This is a genomic window from Leucobacter komagatae, assembly GCF_006716085.1.
Taxonomy (GTDB): Bacteria; Actinomycetota; Actinomycetes; order Actinomycetales; family Microbacteriaceae; genus Leucobacter; species Leucobacter komagatae.
Map to the genome: position 1 here is coordinate 3,006,664 of NZ_VFON01000001.1, position 17,752 is coordinate 3,024,415.

At 65.5% G+C, this 17,752-nt stretch carries 13 protein-coding genes and 1 pseudogene; 10 read left to right on the forward strand and 4 right to left on the reverse strand.

Annotated features, from left to right (window positions below):
* The first annotated feature begins 171 nt into the window (after nucleotides 1-171).
* Nucleotides 172-2,421, forward strand: coding sequence for a DUF6531 domain-containing protein (locus FB468_RS13585; RefSeq protein WP_141887824.1), 2,250 nt, complete (start codon nucleotides 172-174; stop codon nucleotides 2,419-2,421).
* On the opposite strand, the gene FB468_RS13590 is transcribed toward FB468_RS13585, so the two are convergent.
* Nucleotides 2,392-3,543: an IS1249 family transposase gene (locus FB468_RS13590; RefSeq protein WP_141885794.1), complete on the reverse strand. Its 1,152-nt coding sequence runs from the start codon at nucleotides 3,541-3,543 to the stop codon at nucleotides 2,392-2,394. The two genes, FB468_RS13585 and FB468_RS13590, sit on opposite strands and share 30 nt — an antisense overlap.
* Before the next feature lie 78 nt (nucleotides 3,544-3,621).
* Here FB468_RS13590 and FB468_RS13595 point away from each other — a divergent pair, with 78 nt between their 5' ends.
* The 8 genes and pseudogenes from FB468_RS13595 to FB468_RS17460 all read left to right on the forward strand — a co-directional run.
* Nucleotides 3,622-6,633, forward strand: coding sequence for an RHS repeat-associated core domain-containing protein (locus FB468_RS13595; RefSeq protein WP_141887825.1), 3,012 nt, complete (start codon nucleotides 3,622-3,624; stop codon nucleotides 6,631-6,633).
* 263 nt (nucleotides 6,634-6,896) lie between these two features.
* Nucleotides 6,897-7,307: a hypothetical protein gene (locus FB468_RS13600; RefSeq protein WP_141887826.1), complete on the forward strand. Its 411-nt coding sequence runs from the start codon at nucleotides 6,897-6,899 to the stop codon at nucleotides 7,305-7,307.
* 210 nt (nucleotides 7,308-7,517) lie between these two features.
* Nucleotides 7,518-8,129: a hypothetical protein gene (locus FB468_RS13605; protein WP_141887827.1), complete on the forward strand. Its 612-nt coding sequence runs from the start codon at nucleotides 7,518-7,520 to the stop codon at nucleotides 8,127-8,129.
* Between the two features lie 638 nt (nucleotides 8,130-8,767).
* Nucleotides 8,768-9,379 carry a hypothetical protein gene (locus tag FB468_RS13610; RefSeq protein WP_141887828.1) on the forward strand — a complete coding sequence of 204 codons (612 nt, stop codon included), beginning with the start codon at nucleotides 8,768-8,770 and terminating at the stop codon, nucleotides 9,377-9,379.
* 317 nt (nucleotides 9,380-9,696) lie between these two features.
* Nucleotides 9,697-10,551 carry a ParA family protein gene (locus FB468_RS13615; RefSeq protein ID WP_141887829.1) on the forward strand — a complete coding sequence of 285 codons (855 nt, stop codon included), beginning with the start codon at nucleotides 9,697-9,699 and terminating at the stop codon, nucleotides 10,549-10,551.
* Between the two features lie 10 nt (nucleotides 10,552-10,561).
* The gene (locus tag FB468_RS13620; RefSeq protein ID WP_141887830.1) at nucleotides 10,562-11,386 is read left to right on the forward strand and encodes a segregation and condensation protein A; all 825 of its coding nucleotides are present in this window, start codon (nucleotides 10,562-10,564) and stop codon (nucleotides 11,384-11,386) included.
* Entirely contained in the window at nucleotides 11,379-11,990 is a 612-nt protein-coding gene (gene scpB / locus FB468_RS13625; protein WP_141887831.1) for an SMC-Scp complex subunit ScpB, read from the forward strand. Before FB468_RS13620 ends, scpB begins: the two co-directional genes overlap by 8 nt.
* An 85-nt stretch (nucleotides 11,991-12,075) precedes the next feature.
* A pseudogene (locus FB468_RS17460) lies at nucleotides 12,076-12,858 on the forward strand (pseudouridine synthase); the annotation flags it as partial.
* 660 nt (nucleotides 12,859-13,518) lie between these two features.
* Here FB468_RS17460 and FB468_RS13635 read toward each other — a convergent pair.
* Both FB468_RS13635 and FB468_RS13640 read right to left on the reverse strand, forming a co-directional pair.
* Entirely contained in the window at nucleotides 13,519-14,124 is a 606-nt protein-coding gene (locus tag FB468_RS13635) for a GNAT family N-acetyltransferase (RefSeq protein WP_246055893.1), read from the reverse strand.
* Nucleotides 14,125-14,205: 81 nt separating this feature from the next.
* Nucleotides 14,206-15,351, reverse strand: a complete 1,146-nt coding sequence (locus tag FB468_RS13640; protein ID WP_246055894.1) for a YeiH family protein — start codon at nucleotides 15,349-15,351, stop codon at nucleotides 14,206-14,208.
* Between the two features lie 90 nt (nucleotides 15,352-15,441).
* Here FB468_RS13640 and FB468_RS13645 point away from each other — a divergent pair, with 90 nt between their 5' ends.
* On the forward strand, nucleotides 15,442-16,347 hold the full coding sequence (locus FB468_RS13645; protein WP_141887832.1) for a LysR family transcriptional regulator: 906 nt from the start codon (nucleotides 15,442-15,444) through the stop codon (nucleotides 16,345-16,347).
* A 148-nt stretch (nucleotides 16,348-16,495) separates the two neighbouring features.
* Here the strand turns inward: FB468_RS13645 and FB468_RS13650 are convergent, their stop codons facing one another.
* Complete coding sequence (locus FB468_RS13650) at nucleotides 16,496-17,623, reverse strand: 3-isopropylmalate dehydrogenase (RefSeq protein ID WP_141887833.1); 1,128 nt, start codon at nucleotides 17,621-17,623, stop codon at nucleotides 16,496-16,498.
* Between the last annotated feature and the right edge of the window lie 129 nt (nucleotides 17,624-17,752).

A 17,752-nucleotide genomic window follows, 5' to 3' on the forward strand; every position in this document is an offset into this window, starting at 1 on the left:
TTTTGGCAGAGAGAGCATGCAGCGTTCCAACAAAACGTATGTTCCGTATGTATGATGAGAGCAACTGTGCGTGTTTCAGTTCGCAATCAGGCGTGGCCCTTCGTGTGCACGGTTGGTTAGCCGTTCTGAACGTCCCGCAGCTTCCGTGACCGCTACTGCAAGGGACCGACTATGAGCGAAAGCTGGCTGATGAAGATTGGGCCCGAGCGGTTGAAGTTCAGCATCGCCGGAGCGAAGGAGCACGTCAACTGGCTCAACAGCGCTGCTCGAGACGTCGAATCTGCTCGTTCCGACTTCGTCTTGCAGGCGGGCTCGGCGCTTGTTGACTTCAGTGGCTTCTTCGCAGACGTCTTTCGCGATCACGTGGGCTGGGCAGACGTCGACGGGCAGAACCTCGTGGCGTGTCTGCAGTCGATGAGTTCACAAATCTCTGCGCTCATCACCTCGGCTGAGGAGGAGAATGCGCGGCGTGACGGAGTTCGGGCTGCGCGCGAGGAGAAGTTCGCTGAGCTCGAACTGGAGTACAAGACCCAGGGCACTACCGGCGTCGGGCCGATCTTGGTCGCAGCGCCCACGGTTGCCGAGGTCGAAGCGCTGATCCCGTTTCTGCCCGGTTCCCCTCCCTCCTCGCGGACGAGCGATGTCTCCCTCAGAAGCCGAGAGACGCCCTCGGGAGGGTCGGCCAAGGCCGGTGGAAGAACGTCTGCCAGGCCGGGAAACCTGAAGAAGTTCGCTGACGCGTCTAGCCCGTGGAGATGGAACCCCATAGTTCCCTTGTCCCTGGCGAATCCCGCCGGCTCGGACTGGGGGCACGTGAGTGACGGCGGTGCGATCGCTGCGATCTCGAAGTGGTATGCGGCGAACGCGAAGGAACGTGAGTGGATCGGGAAGCTTGCGACCGAGTTCTCGAAAGCAGGGGGCAGCGGCGGGCTCCGAACGCTTTCGGACGGGGCGATAGCGGACGCACTGACGGCTGCGGGGATGTACCCCGGACGGGAAGACGGCCTGGAACTCGAACTTCCCCAGACCTTCGGAACAATGCCAAGTACCGGGTACGCGGCCGACCCCGTAAACACTGCCACCGGCAACTTTATCGAGCCCGAGTCTGATTGCGAGGGTACGGGGGCTGCTGCGTCGCTTTCGCTGACAAGGATGTACAACTCCCAAGACGAAGGAGTCGGTGTGTTCGGGCCGGGGTGGTCTTCGACACTGGACATGCGCCTCGAGTTCACCGACGAGCGAGCCGAGTTCGTGATGGCTGACGGGCGCCGTGTGCTGTACCCTCGCGAGGGCGCAGGCTGGGGTCGTGCGGTCCGCGGCAACTACTGGCTCGCCGAGGAAGAACCGCGGCTTGCTGGTCTATCGGGCGTTGGCGCCACGACTCACTCCTGGGCGGGCTCGCGACCGCTCGTCGTGAGGGACAACGCCGGCACCTGGTGGGCCTTCTCTCAGTCCGGTGAGTGGCTCGGGTGCGGTTCGGGGCCGGGCACCGTTGTTCGTGCCATCCGCGACCGAGCCGGTCGTGTCACCGAGTTGCGGCACGAGCGTGGGCGCAGGGTTGTCGTCGAGTACGGTGATGGGCGCCCGGTGCGGGTTACCCGCCCGGACGGAAGTAGCGTCAAGTATCGCTTTGACGAGCAGGGCCGGCTCTGTGAAACCGAGACGCCACTGGGCGTGCGCTCCTACCGCTGGAATGCTGACGGGTTGATCGACCGGGTGACGGGCGAGTCCGGGGTCATCGAGTGCGAGAACACCTACGACGCAGACAGGCGGGTACTCACACAGCACACTGAATTTGGGCGGGATATTCAGTTTGCCTACCTGACAGGCAGGGTGACTGTCGTGTCAGACGCCGACGGAGAGCAGTCGAACTCTTGGGTTGCAGACAGGTGGGGGAAGCTCGTCGGCGTGACAGATACCGACGGGGCCAAACAGTCGATGAGTTACGACCCCCACGGCAACCTGGTCTCGGTGCGAGAGCGTGACGGTGAGACGACCGTGCACGTGGTCGATCACCGGGGCCGGCGAGTGCGCACCGTCACTCCAGAGGGGGCTGACACGCGTTACGAGTGGGATGATCAGGATCGCCTCACTCTGGTCTCGTCCGTGGCCTTTGCTGGCGGCAATCAGGCGGGGCAGCAGCCCGACAGGGCGCCCGCTGTGAAGCGCTTCGAGTATGCTTCGGTCGAGGACCGGGCACCCAGCGTGGTCATCGACCCTTTGGGGGCCACCACTCGCTTGACCTGGAAGCGTGGGCTGCTCACGCGAGTCGTCGACCCTGTCGGAGTGTCTGTCAGCTTTAAGTACGACGCATACGGCGATCTGACCTCAGTCGTTGACGGGCTCGCGAACGGGCCTATAGGACAAAAAGTGTGTAAACCGTTGGGCGTGTCAGGTCCGCCCTCCCCATCCTTTGCGTAGCCAGAGGCCTTCGCTGGCGTCAAGGCCGGTGCCGTAGAGCTCGGGGCTCGGGTCTGGTTCCGTGAACCGGGGGCGTGGGTTCACTGGCGGGTTGATCACTTCGTGCGTGATGAACGAGTGCGCGGTCTGGAGCAGTCCTGCTTGTTTTAGAGCGAACCATTCCGCGACGCGTTTCTGATGGACGGTGGGCATTCCGCGATGGAATCGGAGGAGTGTTTTCAGGACCGAGTTGAAGGCTCCCTCGAGGCCGCTCGTGGTTCTGGGGATATCGATCTGAACGAAAGTGAACAGGTGTCCGCGGCGTTGGATCTCGGTGAGGAGCCGGTACGCCTTCCGAAGCCGGTCGTGGGTGTACCACCACTGTTTCCCGGTGGGTGAGTCCCATGACCCGTCCTTGAGTCTGCGCCTCGCGTACGAGCGTTCACGAGTGAGGCGTCCGTAGATCGAATGCCAGGCGTTCAACCGCTTGAGCCAGCCGAGAGCGTCCTCTGGCGTTTGTACTTGTGAAAGCTGTTTTGTGAGCGCGAGGAGCGTCTGCCCAGCAACGGTGCGGGGTCTCCAGGTGAGATGGGTGCGTATGTTCATCAGGACGTGGAAGATGCAACGCTGCACGCGCGTATCCGGCCACACTGTTTTGAGTGCCGCGTTCAGGCCTGGCCCGCCATCACACACCACCACGAGTGGGGCAGGGATCTGCGCGAACAACGCACCCCACGCGGCCTGGGTTTCGGTCGAGCACCACTGGAACGCGAGCGGGGTGAGGTCCTCATCGAGCGCGACCAGGAGACACCATCCACCAACGTACGTTCCGTCCACGATCACGCACCTCGGCGGTATCGTCACGGTCGGGAGCGTTGGCCTGATTTGCCAGCACCATTCGATCTCCCGGCGGAAGGTTCGGTCTGAGACTCGTTCCGCGGCTTCGGCTTGTGAGTCCTTGCCCAGGAGCCAGGACAGGAACCGGTCGAGGGTGTGCCGGCGGGTGAGGTCTGCCCGTTTCCTGGTTGAGGAGCTGCCGCAGTTCAGGCATCTCCAGCACCTGGTTCCCGCGCTCGTGAAACCGTTCTTCACGAGCGCGTTGCCGCATACCAGACAGGTGGACGAGTTGGTTGTTTTCGGCACGGTTAATGGTGCCGGGGTATAGCGAACCTCGTACTACGGCATGCTGGTGCGGGTAGATCGGGATTCGTTACACACTTTTTGTCCTATAGCCCCGCGAACGAGACAGTGCTCACCCGCGACGAGGCGGGGCGCGTGCTCGCGAACACGTCGCCTAGTGGACACCAGACGAAGTGGAGTTATGACGCCGCGGGCAACGTGACGCGACGTGAGGATGCTGACGGCGCAGTGTGGGGCTTTGAATACGGGGCCGGCGCGACGCTCCTAGCCCAGACCGATCCACTTGGCGCGCGCACCGAGTATGAGTACGGTGCGCACGGGGCGCTGACAAAGCAGCGCGACCCGCTGGGCCGCGTCGTGGAGCAGCGACTTGACACATTTGGGAACCTGGCGGCTGTCGTTCTCCCTGACGGGGCGGAGTGGCTGCTGCATCACGACGGGTTGTCCAGGCTTCGCGAGGTGATCGACCCTGACGGCGGTGTGTGGCAGCGCGACTATGACGCCAACGGCGCTCTCACGCGAGTGGCCGACCCGACGGGAGTCACGTTGCGTACCGCGCGTGACCGCCAGGCGCGCACCGAGACAGCGGCTTCGGCGTTCACGAGCACCACGATCGAGCTTGACGAATTCGGCCGCCCGGTGCGAACGACTAGACAAGACGGTGGCTCGGCGGTCACTGTTTACGACCTCTGCGGGCGGGTGGTTGAAGAAGTCGACGCAGAAGGCGGTCTGACTCGATACGAGCGAGACCCGTCGGGCCGAGTCGTACGAGTCATTTCCGCTGCTGGGCGCGAAACACGATTTGAGTACGACGCCTGCGGGCGCCCTGCGGTGATGATCGATGGGGCCGGAGGGCGTACCGAGCTGCGGTACGACGCTGACTCGCGCGTCGTCGAGCAGTGGCTTCCTAACGGGGACGTGGCACGGGCGAAGCACGATTCCGTCGGGCGAATTGTTGCTGAGCACGTGCCGGGCCGCGGCGTGGCGAGGTATCGCTACGATCTCGCAGGCCGGATCGTGGCGGCCCAAGACACGCGGTACGGTCAGCGAACCTTCGAGTACGACCCGGCCGGGCAGCTCATTACGGCGACGAACGGGCTCGGTGGGAAGACTCGCTATGACTACGACGAGCAGGGCCGAATTGTGGCCATCACAGACCCTGTCGGTGGTGTGGTGCGCCGAACCTACACTTCGCTGAACAGAGTGGACAGCGTCACGGATGGGCTGGGACGTACGACGGTCGGGACCTACGACGCTGCCGGGCGGCAGCTCACTCAGACTGACCCAGACGGGCGGCGGCTTGCGTGGAAATACGACGCTGAGGGCCTCGTGTGTAGCGTGAGTACAGGAGAGCGGGCACTCAGTGAAACGGCGGTTGACCACCGCACGGGTGCGCTCACGGTGACGGATTTCACAGGGCCCGGGGCGTCTCCCGTCACGCACCGAGTCAAGCGGGACAGACTGGGCCGTGTGGTACTGCGTGCGCGGGGCGACGAGGTCACGCGTTGGGAGTATGACGCCGACGGGGACCGGCGCACGCTGTTCACCGCGACCGGTGACGAAGCGCGATACTCATATGACGAGGTTGGGCGCCTCGTGCGCGTCGAGCACTCGGCGTTCGGCGTAATCAGCTATTCGTACGACCCCGCCGGGAACCTGCTGTCTGTGGTTGCCGGTGACCGCGCCCAAACGTGGGCGTACCGTGACGGGTTCGCCGTCGAACACACGCTGACCGATGCCGATGGAGTCACCACTACTCGAATCAAGCGAGACCCCGAGGGCCGGATCATAGAGGTGGCTGACGGCGACGGGGCGACTGCGTACGAGTACGACGCAGCCGAGCAGTTGGCGCGCGCTGTCTCTGAAACTGACCGGGCATGGGAGTACGATGCAGCCGGGAGGCTCGTGCGCGAACATGCTGACGCGCAGACGACCGAGTACGAATATGACCTGGCGGGTCAGCTCACGAAGCGCACGGCCGTTGACGGTCGGCAGACTCGCTACGAGTACGACGGGGCTGGGCGGCGCACGCGCGACGACGGGCCCGACTCCAGCAGCGTGTTCGCATGGGATGAGCGTGGCTGGCTGACCTCGATCAAGCGTGCTGGGGAGGAACACCGGCTCTGGGTCGACGCGCTTGGCGAACTTGCCGAGGTCGACGGCGACCGGGTGACCTGGGATAGCGCGGCCCGCACTCCGTCCGTAACCGGACTCGGGGCGCGGCGTGTGTTCGCATCTGCTGGAGGGTTTACCGGGCTCGAGGACGAGCTGGCATCACTGGGATGGCGGCCAGCACGAGCCACGCAAACGGACGACCCGTGGGCGACCGTCGGGCTGTCACCCGGAGACGGTGCTCTTGGCCTGACTGCGAACGGGGTCCCGACGGTTGCGGGCCTCGAGTGGATGGGCGCGCGTGCGTACGACCCCGGTAGTCGCGGGTTCCTCAGCGTCGACCCACTGCAACCTGTGGCGGGCGCGGGGTGGGCGGGCAACCCCTACTCGTATGCGGGGAACGACCCGCTACGCGAGCTGGACCCGTTTGGCCTCTCACCGGTGACTGATGCGGAGCTGCAGGCCTGGGACCGAATGCGTCTTGCTCCCCTGTCACTTGTGTTTGCTTCCCTTGCCGCTGTGCAGAACGGATATCTTGACGCTGTTCTCCGGGCGCACCCGTATGCTCGAGGCTTGTCACACACCTGGGGCGAGTTCTCGCGAGGTGATTGGGCACGCGAACCTGTCTGGCAGTGGATTGGAAATGGCCTAAACGTTATATCTACTCTGACTGGGATCGCCACGCTAGTTGTACTTCCGACGCCCGCCGTCGGAGCCGCACCCTTGCTAGGACTAGTTTCATTTGTAGCTGGCGTCGGGTCAGCCGTGATTGAGGTGGCCGCCGATCCCACGAGTCCGTCTTCTTGGGCCGGAGGCGCACTCGCGTTATTGGGTGCCTTTCCGCTGATCAAAGTCGTCAAAGTCGCCGAGCCTATTGCGATTTCACTTGCGATTGGCAATTTTCATTGGGGCATGGTGACATCGATAGTGAAAACCGGGGAGCTATTGCAAGCAGACACGGGAGGCGAGGAAGAACGTTGAAAAGCTCACGGACTAGCCGCTCCAAAACGCTGAACGAGTCAGCGAGGCGGGCTCGACGGCGACGAAGTCTTCTCTTGCTTGCCGTGCTCCCTGTGGCGTGCCTCTCCTTGCTCTCGTTCGTCCGATCCGTGTCGCGCAGCGCGGCAGAAGGTGATATCTCACGAGAGTTGAGTGCCGCTGCGGTTGGGACGGCCCTGGCAGGAGGGCTGATCGCGCTTGTGTTCATTGTGCTTCGTGCGGGCGCCCAACGGGTGACGAGAACCTTGGAAACGCAGCTTCCCGGAGCGATGACAATTGGGAGGCTCCTCTACGCGGAACACACTGATACTCTTATCCGCGCGATAGGGGGGAAGCCAGCCACGAGACCGGGGTTTGAGTATGTAGCGGCCGCGGTAGCTGAACACGGGCTCTTGCTTGTCGACAAGAGAGCGAGCCATCTTGTGTGGGTGCCGTCGGAGAACATTCTTGATGTTCGCCTAGCAGAGGCCGCGATGCTGAACGGCCCCGCGCGCATGTGCCTTGAAATCATCGTCTCCACTGAGTCTGAAACCGTGCAAATCCCGTTTCTAGCAATCACCGAAGATTCGATCATCCCGCGGGGGATGAAGGAAGAAGCGCTCCTGGAGCTAGCATCCTCCATGACCGAGCGATTGCGAAGGCGGCGCGAGTCTTGAGACGGACGAGGGAGTGGCGCTTGGCGCGTAGGAAGGGCTTCGGACAATGATCGCAAAATCCGAGACTGACGATGCGCGGAGGACTCGCGGAGAGGAAACCGCGAAAGTCCGCGCACCCGGCACGTTTGCAAGACCTCAGCTTGCCCTCTGGACACCGGTCTCCGCCCTCCTTGCTTCGCTACCCGTGTGGGCATTTGGGGATGTGCAACCGTGATCGGGGCGTATATCCGCGTGTTTCAAAACACCGACAAGTACGGCAATCACGCTCCGGAGGAACGTGTTGAGCCTGTCATGATCTCCTTAAAGAAGCTGCAGTCGGTGACGGGGCAGGCAGCGGAGGCCTTGGTCGAGTATTCGCCGTCGTTGACGGACACTTTGGGGGTGTATTCCTTCGATGACCCCGAGAAGGGTGCAGGATGGCTGCGCCTCGAGGGAGCGGGGAAGTTGACGCTTGCTCGGCTTCACGATCTGGTGCGGCTCTCGGAGATCGAGCGGGCTATTGGGCAGAAGGATCCGATTCCGGGAGCCGAGCTGGGCATTGCGGCGCCGATGGCATTCCATAACCGGAGTCCGTACGTCCATTTCGCAACCGGCCTCGCTGTTTTGGGCCTTGGCGTTTGGCTCGGGGGCCTCACCTTTTCGCCCAAGGCGGTACCGATGGGGATAACGCTCTTTATGGGCGGCGCGACCGTCATTGTGCTCGGCATGGGGTGCTGGACGATCTACATGAGTGTCCGCCGCTTTGGTTGGTGGACCCGCGCTCGTCGGTACGCGCTCTCCGACGGTGGCCCGCTCCCCGAAGACCTGACCTACTTCGGATGAGCAAGCATGATACAGAGAATCCACAGCCGCCAAGAGAGCGGAGTTTGATGCACGCAGCGCGCGTCGAGATAGCCTACGACCAGGATTCGCTCGGGTCTAGGTCAATCTCTGAGACGTTCAAGATCTGCCCGACGAAGACAGGACAGACGGTGCCCGACGCCGGATTCGCCCGATGTGCCCTTCGCGAACGTCGGAGAGTTGTGTCTACACGTTCAATTCTGCGGAACACGGTAGCGGCAGGCCCGACGTGACGATCTCTGGGGGAATCTATCGGGATCGCCTTGACGACCTGGTACTGATCATGGAGGTTGAACGGGCGGTGGGCCAACGGGAGCCCGCGCGCTTAGCGGATTCCCCGGCATGGCAGTACGGAATTCGGCTGCAGGTGAGGAACCCGTACCTGCAGGTGCTGTTCGGGCTTCTTTTCGTCAGCGGGGGCTTGGGCCATTCCTTATTCCGTCGCCGAGGTCCGAGTCGACTCAACTCGACCCGATCCTCATGCTGAGCGTCTTGCTGATCGTGTTTGGGTTCTATCTGTGGGTATTACGGGGGCTGCGCCGGTTGCGGTGGTGGCATCGAGCGCGTGCGGTTGTGAAGCGTAGTGGTGAGAAGATGCCCGAAGACCTGCGGATCATTTCGTGATCGGGGCGCATATCCGGGTGTTTCGGAACACTGATAAGTACGGCAATCACGCTCCTGAGGAGCGGGTGGAGCCTGTGTTCGTTTCGGGGAAGAAGCTGCAGTCCGTGACGGGGCAGGCGGCGAAGGCCCTAGTCGCATACTCGCCATCCTTGACAGACACGCTTGGCGTGTACTCGTTCGATGACCCGGAGCGCGGTAGTGGTTGGTTGCGCCTAGAAGGCGTGGGAAAGCTGGCGCTGTCTCGGATTCACGACCTCGTGCGACTCTCGGAGATCGAGCGGGCAATCGGAGAAAAAGACCCGATCCCGGGAGCCGAGCTGGGTATTGCGGCGCCGATGGCGTTTCACAACCGGAGCCCGTATGTGCACTTCGCAACCGGTCTCGCCGTGCTGTGCCTAGGCGTTTGGTTCGGGAGCCTCGCCATATCGCCGGAGGCGAGCCGGATGGATCTAACCCTCTTCATGGGGTGTGCGACCGTCATTGTGCTCGGCATGGGGTGCTGGGCGATCTACATGAGTATCCGCCGCTTTGGTTGGTGGACTCGTGCTCGCCGGTACGCGCTCTCCGACGGTGGCCCGCTCCCTGAAGACCTGACCTACCTCGGGTGAACGGCGCGATGGGCGGAGAAACACGGACAGTACGGGCGACCTCAAGCTCAAGATATATGTGCGGCCGACGGTCGACTCACGACGGGAAGACGCGAACCCCGAGAGCTCGAGGTCGTCTCCTCCTGGCGGGTGCCGCAACGTATCTGTTCATGCTTCGCGAAGCGTGGCGGCTCTTCTGAGGGCACGCCACCAGAACGTACGTGCGGCAGCGCGGGGAGAAGCCACCCGTTCGTCTCAGGGTCCTCTCGTAGTGTGCGCACCCCGGGATCAGCGCTCGGCCCGATAGGATAGGGCGTTAGCGACGGAAGGGAACTGGAGTGGCGAAAAAGCAGGTTGAGCTGGGACCGACGGGGCGCCCGGAGCGCGTTATCCCCGCCCCCAAGATGCTCGATCGTCACGGGCCCGCGCGCATCATCGCGATGTGCAACCAGAAGGGCGGCGTCGGGAAGACCACGTCGACCATCAACCTCGCGGCCGCGCTCGCGCGCTACGGCCGCCGCGTGCTCGCCGTCGACTTCGACCCGCAGGGCGCACTGTCGGCTGGCCTCGGTGTCCCCGCGCACGACGTGCCCACGATCTACGACCTCATGCTCGGCAAGGTGAAGGATCCCCGCGAGGCGATCCAGCACACAAGCACCGAGGGGCTCGACGTGATCCCCGCGAACATCGACCTCTCCGCGGCCGAGGTGCACCTCGTGAGCGAGGTCGCGCGCGAGCAGATCCTCGGCGGCGTGCTGCGCCGCATCACCGACGACTACGACGTGATCCTCATCGATTGCCAGCCGTCGCTCGGCCTGCTCACCGTGAACGCGCTGACCGCGAGCCACGGCGTGCTCATCCCGCTCGCGTGCGAGTACTTCGCGCTTCGCGGCGTCGCGCTGCTCGTCGAGACGATCGACAAGGTGCGTGACCGGCTCAACCCGTCGCTCGAGCTCGACGGCATCCTCGCGACGATGTACGACCCGCGCACGCTGCACGCTCGCGAGGTGCTCGAGCGCGTCGTCGACACGTTCGGAAACTCGGTGTTCGACACCGTCATCGGCCGAACCGTGAAGCTGCCAGACGCGCAGATCGCCGCGCAGTCGGTGCTCGAGTACGCGCCGTCGAACCCCGCGTCGGAGGCTTACCTCAAGCTCGCCCGCGAGCTCGTGCAGCGCGGCGTGGTTGCCTAACCGAGATGCCATGACAGCGCTCGAGACCGAGACCGAGCCTGCGGGAGATGAGCCCGGGTTCAGGGTCTCGCTCGACGGCTTTGACGGTCCGTTCGACCTGCTGCTCACGCTGATCGGTAAGCACGAGCTCGACATCACCGAGGTCTCGCTCTCGCTCGTGACCGACGAGTTCATCGCGTACCTCTCGACGCTTGAGGGGCAGGGCCTGCTCGCGCTCGATCAGGCTTCGGAGTTTCTCGTCGTCGCGGCGACGCTGCTCGACATGAAGATCGCCAGCCTGCTGCCGCAGGGCGAGGTCGTTGACCCCGAAGATATCGCGCTGCTCGAAGCCCGCGACCTGCTGTTCGCGAGGCTGCTGCAGTACCGCGCGTTCAAGCAGGCGAGCGAGTGGTTTCGCGAGCGACTCGTCGCGGAGGAGAAGCGCCACCCGCGGCAGGTGCCGCTCGAACCGAAGTACCGTGAGCGCGGCCCCGAGCTCGTGTGGACGCTGTCGCTCGAGGACTTCGCCGCCGTCGCGCTGCTCGCCTTCACGCCGCGCGAGCTTCCGAGTGTTGGGCTCGACCACCTCCACGCCCCGCTCGTGTCGATCCGCGAGCAGGCGGCCATCATCGTGTCGATGCTTCGCGGCGGGCCCGCCCGCAGCTTCCGCGAGCTGATCGCCGGGGTGACCGAGAAAGGCGTTATTGTTGCGCGGTTCCTCGCGATCCTTGAGCTGTACCGCCGTGACGCCGTGCTGTTTGACCAGGCCGAGCCGCTCGGCGAGCTCAGCGTGCAGTGGTCGGGTGAGCACTGGAATGACGAAGAACTCTCGACGCTAGGAAGTGACTATGACTGACGAGACGCTCGCCGCCGCCCGCGCCGCCCACACCCTGCAGCAGCAACTCGAAGCGCTGCTCATTGTTGCCGACGAGCCGCTCTCGGCGATGGCACTCGCGACCGCCTGTGACGTGCCCGTGCGCGAGGTTCGGAAGGCGCTCGCCGCGCTCGTCGCCGACTACGACGGGGCAGGCCCGAGCGCGAACGGCGCCGACGAGTCCCGGCAGCCCCGTGGCTTCGAGCTGCGCGAGGTCGCCGGCGGCTACCGGTTCTACGTGCGAGAGAGCCTCGACCCCGTCGTGGAAGACTTCGTGCAGCAGCAGACCCCGGCGAAGCTGTCGCAGGCCGCGCTTGAGACGCTCGCCGTGATCGCGTATCGCCAACCGGTGTCGCGTGGCGCGATCGCGTCGATCCGCGCGGTGAACGTTGACTCCGTCGTGCGGACGCTCCTCGCCCGTGGCCTCGTCGAGGAGGTCGCGCATGATGCTGAGACGGGCGCGATCCTCTATGGGACGAGCGAGCAGTTGCTCGCGCACCTGGGCATCGGTGACATCAGTGAACTTCCGTCGGTGGCGCCGCTACTCGACGATGGATCGGAAGGATTTGAGCATGAATCGCTCTAGGGACGAAGGCAGCGACAGCGACAGCGGAGGCAGCGGCGACGTCGGTGGCGAGTTCATCGTCGACGGCAAGGCCGTCGAGATCGACATGGCCGAGTGGGGCTGGGACCGCCCAGTGACCCCCTCCGCGAACGAGGTCGACCGCGCTGGCGAGGAGGGCACCGTGCGCCTGCAGAAGGCGCTCGCGAACGCGGGCGTCGCCTCGCGCCGCGCCTGCGAGACGCTCATCACGAGCGGCCGGGTCACTGTGAACGGGGAGGAGCAGCGCGAGCTCGGCTCGCGCGTCAACCCCGAGACCGACGAGGTGCGCGTCGACGGTGTCGTCGTGCAGCTCGACTCGTCGAAGCGCTATTTCGTGCTGAACAAGCCCGTCGGCGTCGTCTCGACAATGAGTGACGAGCACGGCCGCCCCGACCTGCGAGAGTTCACGAGCCAGGTGGAGGAGCGCCTCTACAACGTCGGCCGGCTCGACACCGATACGAGCGGCCTGCTCATCCTCACAAACGACGGTGAGCTCGCGCACAAGCTCGCCCACCCGAGCTTCGGCGTCGAGAAGACGTACATTGCGAAGGTGCGAGGCCGGGTCACCGCCGCGGTCATCCAGCAGATGCTCGACGGCGTTGAGCTCAAGGACGGGCCCATGCGCGCCGACCGCGCGAAGCTCCTACCGAACGGCTCAACAAAGACGCACTCGCTCGTGGAACTCACGATCCACTCGGGTAAGAACCGCATCGTGCGCCGCTTCCTCGCCGAGCTCGGGCACCCCGTCGAGGAGCTCGTGCGGCGCCAGCTCGGCCCCCTGAACCTTGGCACGCTGCGCGCCGGTGAGCTCCGCGAGCTGTCGGCAGCTGAGCGCGGTGCACTGCTCTCGTCGGGCGGTGACGGTGGCTCCGGGGCGGAGCCGACCGGTGCGCGCGGCTCGAGCCGCAGCGGCGGGCGCGGCGCCGACGGAAAGAACAAGAACGCGACCGCGCGGGGTAAGGACCGGCCGATCACGGCCGGGCGACCGGGCGACGGCAAGGGCGCGAAGGGAATGCGCGGGATCGCCGCGCGCGGCAACCCGAACGCCGGTCGCGGGCAGGCGGATGAGGATCGCGGGGGCGTTCCCCGCGGAGGCTCTGGCGGCGACCGGCGCGGTGACCAGCGCGGTGACCAGCGGGGTGGCGGTGACTGGCGCGGTGAGCGGCGTGACGACCGGCGCGGTGGCGGTGACCAGCGCGGGCGTTCGGGCGATGGCCGAGGCCGCCCCATGGAGCGCGGCTGGGTCGACAACCCCTGGGACGACTCGCGCGGTGACCGGCGCGGCGGCTCCGGCGGTGGCTCGCGCGGCGGCTCCGGCGGACGCTCCGGCGGACGCTCCGGCGGTGCGCGCGGAGGAGGCCCGCGTGGTGGCAGCTCTTCCGGCGGTGCTCGCGGAGGGAGAGGGCGCGCCGGGCGCTAGCGCCGGGTCGGCGTGCTGCCAGCCGGAGCGCTATCCGACGAGCAGCACGCCCACGTAGGCGACTCAGTAGTCGCAGAGAGGCCGCGTGCTCTACGTGGCCTGGGCCGAAGAACCCGGCGATTCCAAGGTAATCCACTCCTCGTCGACCGTGTATCCGAGGTTCGTGTTCACAGTGAGGATAGCGGTGTTCTCTGCCGCCCCTCCTGTTCGAAATGTCTCGACGCCATCCCCTACGAGGGCAATCAGTGATGCGGCCTTGAGAGCTGAAGCAATGCCAAGACCTCGAGTACTTGGGTCTACAACGGTGAAATTGGTCTCTGCATGTTGCCCATCGATGTCGACAAAAGTCACCCCAATCGCTCGGCCTGCCTTATCGAACGCGCCAAAGCCGCGCTTTCCAGGACTAGCTCGAACGGCGGACATCGTTAAGGGGGCACGGCGAGTTGCTGGCCCACCCGGGTAGTCCGCTGTGGTCGCTGCATCCAGCGCCAGAACGGAGGGCAGGTCTGCGTCGCGGATTTCGCGGATCTCGCTATGCCGGTTTCCACGCTCGACCAGTGCCGTGAGCGCATCGACGTCAACGTCCATCGCTGTAAGTTTGGCTCCCCAAGAACGGAAGACATTGGCCCATCCGCGATTTTCCAGACCGGTGCGCCTGATGTCGTCGGACTTCATCACTATCTGCTGAGGTTGCACTCAATCAGTATGCCCCGGACGCGGCATGCAAGCCACGGGTGGTCAGTTGGCCGATGATTTGGGTGACAACCCGCCGGGTCGCTATCCGACGAGCAGCACGCCCACGTAGGCGATTGTCGCAACGAGCACGGTCGCGAGCGCGGCGAGGGCGAAAGGCCTGAACCCGACCTTTAAGAGGCTCTTCACCTTCACGCCGCAGCCGAGACCAAACATCGCTGCCGAGAGCAGCACAGTCTGCAGGAGCTGGCCCGCGACGAGCGCGCCCTCGGGAAGCGGCACGAACGAGCGCAGCAGCACCATCGCGAGGAACCCGATGATGAACGGGGGCACGATGGGAGGCAACTTGGGCTGACTGCCGGGCTGGCCACCAGTCTCGACCTCGGCCGCAGCCCCCGCGGCCGCGACACCCGCCGCCCGCCGAATGCGTACGCTCAACACTGCCATGATCGGCGCGAGCAGCAGCACGCGGGCGAGCTTTACGACCACCGCGAGGGTGAGCGCGGTCCCGCCGAGGATCCCGCCCACCGCGACGACCTGCGCGATCTCGTGGATTGACGCGCCGGCCCACATGCCCGTCTGGTCGCTCGTGAGCCCGATGACTGGGCCGAGGAACGGCACGAGTGGGATCATGATCGTCCCGAAGATCACGACGAGCGCAACCGCAGTGACGGTTGCCTGCTCGTGCTCGTCGTCGGGGTCTGTCACTCCGGCGGCGCCGGCGACGGCCGCCGCACCGCAGATCGAGAACCCGCAGGCGATGAGCAGCGTGAGCTGGGTGGGCACCTTCATGAGCTTGCCGAGCGCGACGGTGCCGAACAGGCCGCCCGCGACGACACAGACGATCACGGCGAGCACCGGTGCACCGAGCGCGACGATGTCGCCGAGCACGAGCTGGAGGCCGAGAAACACGATCCCTGCGCGAAGCAGCTTCTTCGCCGAGAAGTCGATGCCGGGAGCTGCCGCCCGGGGCAGAACCCCGGTGTTCGCGGCCACAATGCCGAGCACGATCGCGATGATCATGGGGCTGACCCCGGGGAGTGCAACCCCAACGGCATAGGAGGCGCCTGCGGCGGCGAGGCAGATGAGGAGACCGGGCGTGATCCTGCGCGTCCATGCCGCGAGCCGGGGGCCGCGGGGTGCGCTTGGCTCCTGCGCCGGGGCGGTGTGCGTTGCTGTTCGTGTTGCGGGGGCTACCGATGATTCCGGGGGCAGGGCTTGGTCGTTCACGCCCCTTATGTTCCTCCTCCGCGCAGAGTCGCGGTAGGTGCAATAACCGCGAGGCCCACAAGCTATCCTTGTGGCTAGACAGGGGGCAGCATGGAACGTGAACCAGACATTGGCGCGTTGCGCGCGCTCGCCCTCATCGCCGAGACCGGCAGTATTTCTGCGGCGAGCTCCGTGCTCGGGCTGAGCCAGCAGGCGGCCTCGCTGCGTGTGCGCTCGCTTGAGCAGGAGCTCGGCGTGCCACTGCTCGTGCGTTCGGCGCGGGGGTCTCGGCTCACCGAAGCCGGAGAACTCGTGGTCGGGTGGGCATGCCTGGTGCTCGACGCGGCGAACGGGTTTGGGGCGGCGGTTGCGGCCTTGCGGGAGGGGCAGGGAAATAGCCTGCGCATCGCAGCGAGCCTCACAATCGCTGAGCACCTCCTGCCGGGGTGGATCGCGCGGTGGCGCGGGCTGCAGGGGCCGAGTGGGGCGACCGCCACCCTTACCGCTGCCAACAGTTCCGCCGTGATCGCTTCGCTTCGCTCGGGCGACGTTGATCTCGGCTTTGTGGAGACCCCCGAGCTGCCCTCCGACCTGTCGGCCGCGACTGTCGGGCGTGACCGTATCGAGGTCGTCGTCGCCGCGAGCCACCCCTGGGCCGGGCGAACGGTCAGCCCGGCCGAGCTCGCCGCGACCCCGATGGTACACCGCGAGCGGGGAAGCGGCACCCGATTGGCATTCGAGCGTGCGCTCGCCGCAGCGGGCCACCCACTTGAAGCCGAGCCCGCCGCGGTACACGAGACGACCCTTGGGGCGCGCAGCGCTGTGATGGCAGGCGTGGCGCCTGGCGCTCTCAGCGTGCTCGCGGTTCGTGACGACATTCGGGGTGGTCGGCTGGCACGTGTTGCAGTGGCTGGGCTCGAGATCACCCGGCCGCTCACGGCGCTGTGGCGTGGCGCTGACCCGACCGCCGCGGCGCAGGAGCTGCTGCAGGAAATCGCGGAGTCACAGGGCGCCTAGGCTTGGTGGGGTTGCGCGCCCGAACCCGGACCTTCGGCCCTCAACACATCTTTTTCGCGAGCGCACACCTAAATACGGGTGATTACGGTGTGCGCTCGCGAAGATGATGTGCTCTGGTGGGGTGGCGGCGCCAAGCCCTGCCGCCTCGCTACCGGCTGGCGGGGAGTGCTGCGAGGGTGGCGAGCAGGGAGTCTTGCACGAGGTCGGTGTTCGCGCGGCCAGAGCGCACGATGTTGGCGATGCGTGTGCCGAGTTCTGCGGTCGTGGCGCCCATGTCTGCGCCTGCGAGGGCGGGGAGGCTGCCGAGGACTTCGACGGTTGCTGCCTCGATGGCTTGGGCTGCTTCGCCCTCGCCGAGGTGGCCGAGCATGAGTGCGAGGGAGAGGATCGCGCCCGAGGGGTTTGCCCAGCCCTTGCCCGCGATGTCGGGGGCGGAGCCGTGGATCGCTTCGAACATGCTGGGCGCGGTTCCGTCGAGGTTGAGGTTTGCGCTGGTTGCGACGCCGAGGCCGCCCTGGATGACGGCGCCGAGGTCGGTGATGATGTCGCCGAAGAGGTTGTCGGTGACGACGACGTCGAAGCGTTCCGGGGTGAGTGGCAGGTGGAAGCACATGGCGTCGACGTGTACGTAGTCGGTTTCGACCTCCGGGTAGCGCTTTGCGACGTCGGCGACGACTTCCTGCCAGAGCTGGCCGGCGGCGACGAGGATGTTCGTTTTGTGGCAGAGGGTGAGCTTCTTGCGGCGTCCGAGCGCGAGGCGGAACGAGAAGTCGACGACGCGTTCGATTCCGGCGCGGGTGTTGAGCGATTCCTGCATGGCGACCGCGTTGGGGGTGCCGGCGTGGACGGTTGAGCCCTGGCCGACGTATGCGCCCTCGGTGTTTTCGCGAACGATGACGAGTTCGCAGCGCTCGGGGGTGAGGCCTGCGATGGGGGTGGGGACGCCGGGGTAGAGGCGGACGGGGCGGACGTTTGCTGCCTGCTGGAAGCGCTGGCGCATTTCGAGGATGAAGCCGCGTTCGAGGATGCCGGGGGTGACGCGGGGGTCGCCCATGGAGCCGAAGAGGATCGCGTCGGCGCCGCGCAGCTGGCCTTGTACCTCGGCGAAGAGTTCGCCGGTTTCGAGGTAGTGGTTGGCGCCCGCGGCGTATTCGGTGCGGGTGGTGGTGAAGTTGTAGCGGGTTTCGGCTGCGTCGAGGACTTCGAGGGCGCAGGAGATGACTTCGGGGCCGATGCCGTCGCCTGGGAGGATGGCGATGGTGTGGGAGCGCGTCATTGGGATCCTTTCGGGGCCGAAGGGCGCGCGGCGTTGTCGCGGGCCAACTGTTCAACTATATTAACTGGTAAGACCACTCGTTTGAAGGCCCGCTGCCGCGCCCAGGTAGCCGCGGTGCGGCCGGCCGAC

Bases quoted from the DNA above. Each gene is read 5' to 3' on its own strand.
- FB468_RS13585 (WP_141887824.1), top strand. From the start codon at position 172: ATGAGCGAAAGCTGGCTGATGAAGATTGGGCCCGAGCGGTTGAAGTTC.
- FB468_RS13620 (WP_141887830.1), top strand. From the start codon at position 10,562: ATGACAGCGCTCGAGACCGAGACCGAGCCTGCGGGAGATGAGCCCGGG.
- scpB (WP_141887831.1), top strand. From the start codon at position 11,379: ATGACTGACGAGACGCTCGCCGCCGCCCGCGCCGCCCACACCCTGCAG.
- FB468_RS13645 (WP_141887832.1), top strand. From the start codon at position 15,442: ATGGAACGTGAACCAGACATTGGCGCGTTGCGCGCGCTCGCCCTCATC.
- FB468_RS13650 (WP_141887833.1), bottom strand. From the start codon at position 17,623: ATGACGCGCTCCCACACCATCGCCATCCTCCCAGGCGACGGCATCGGC.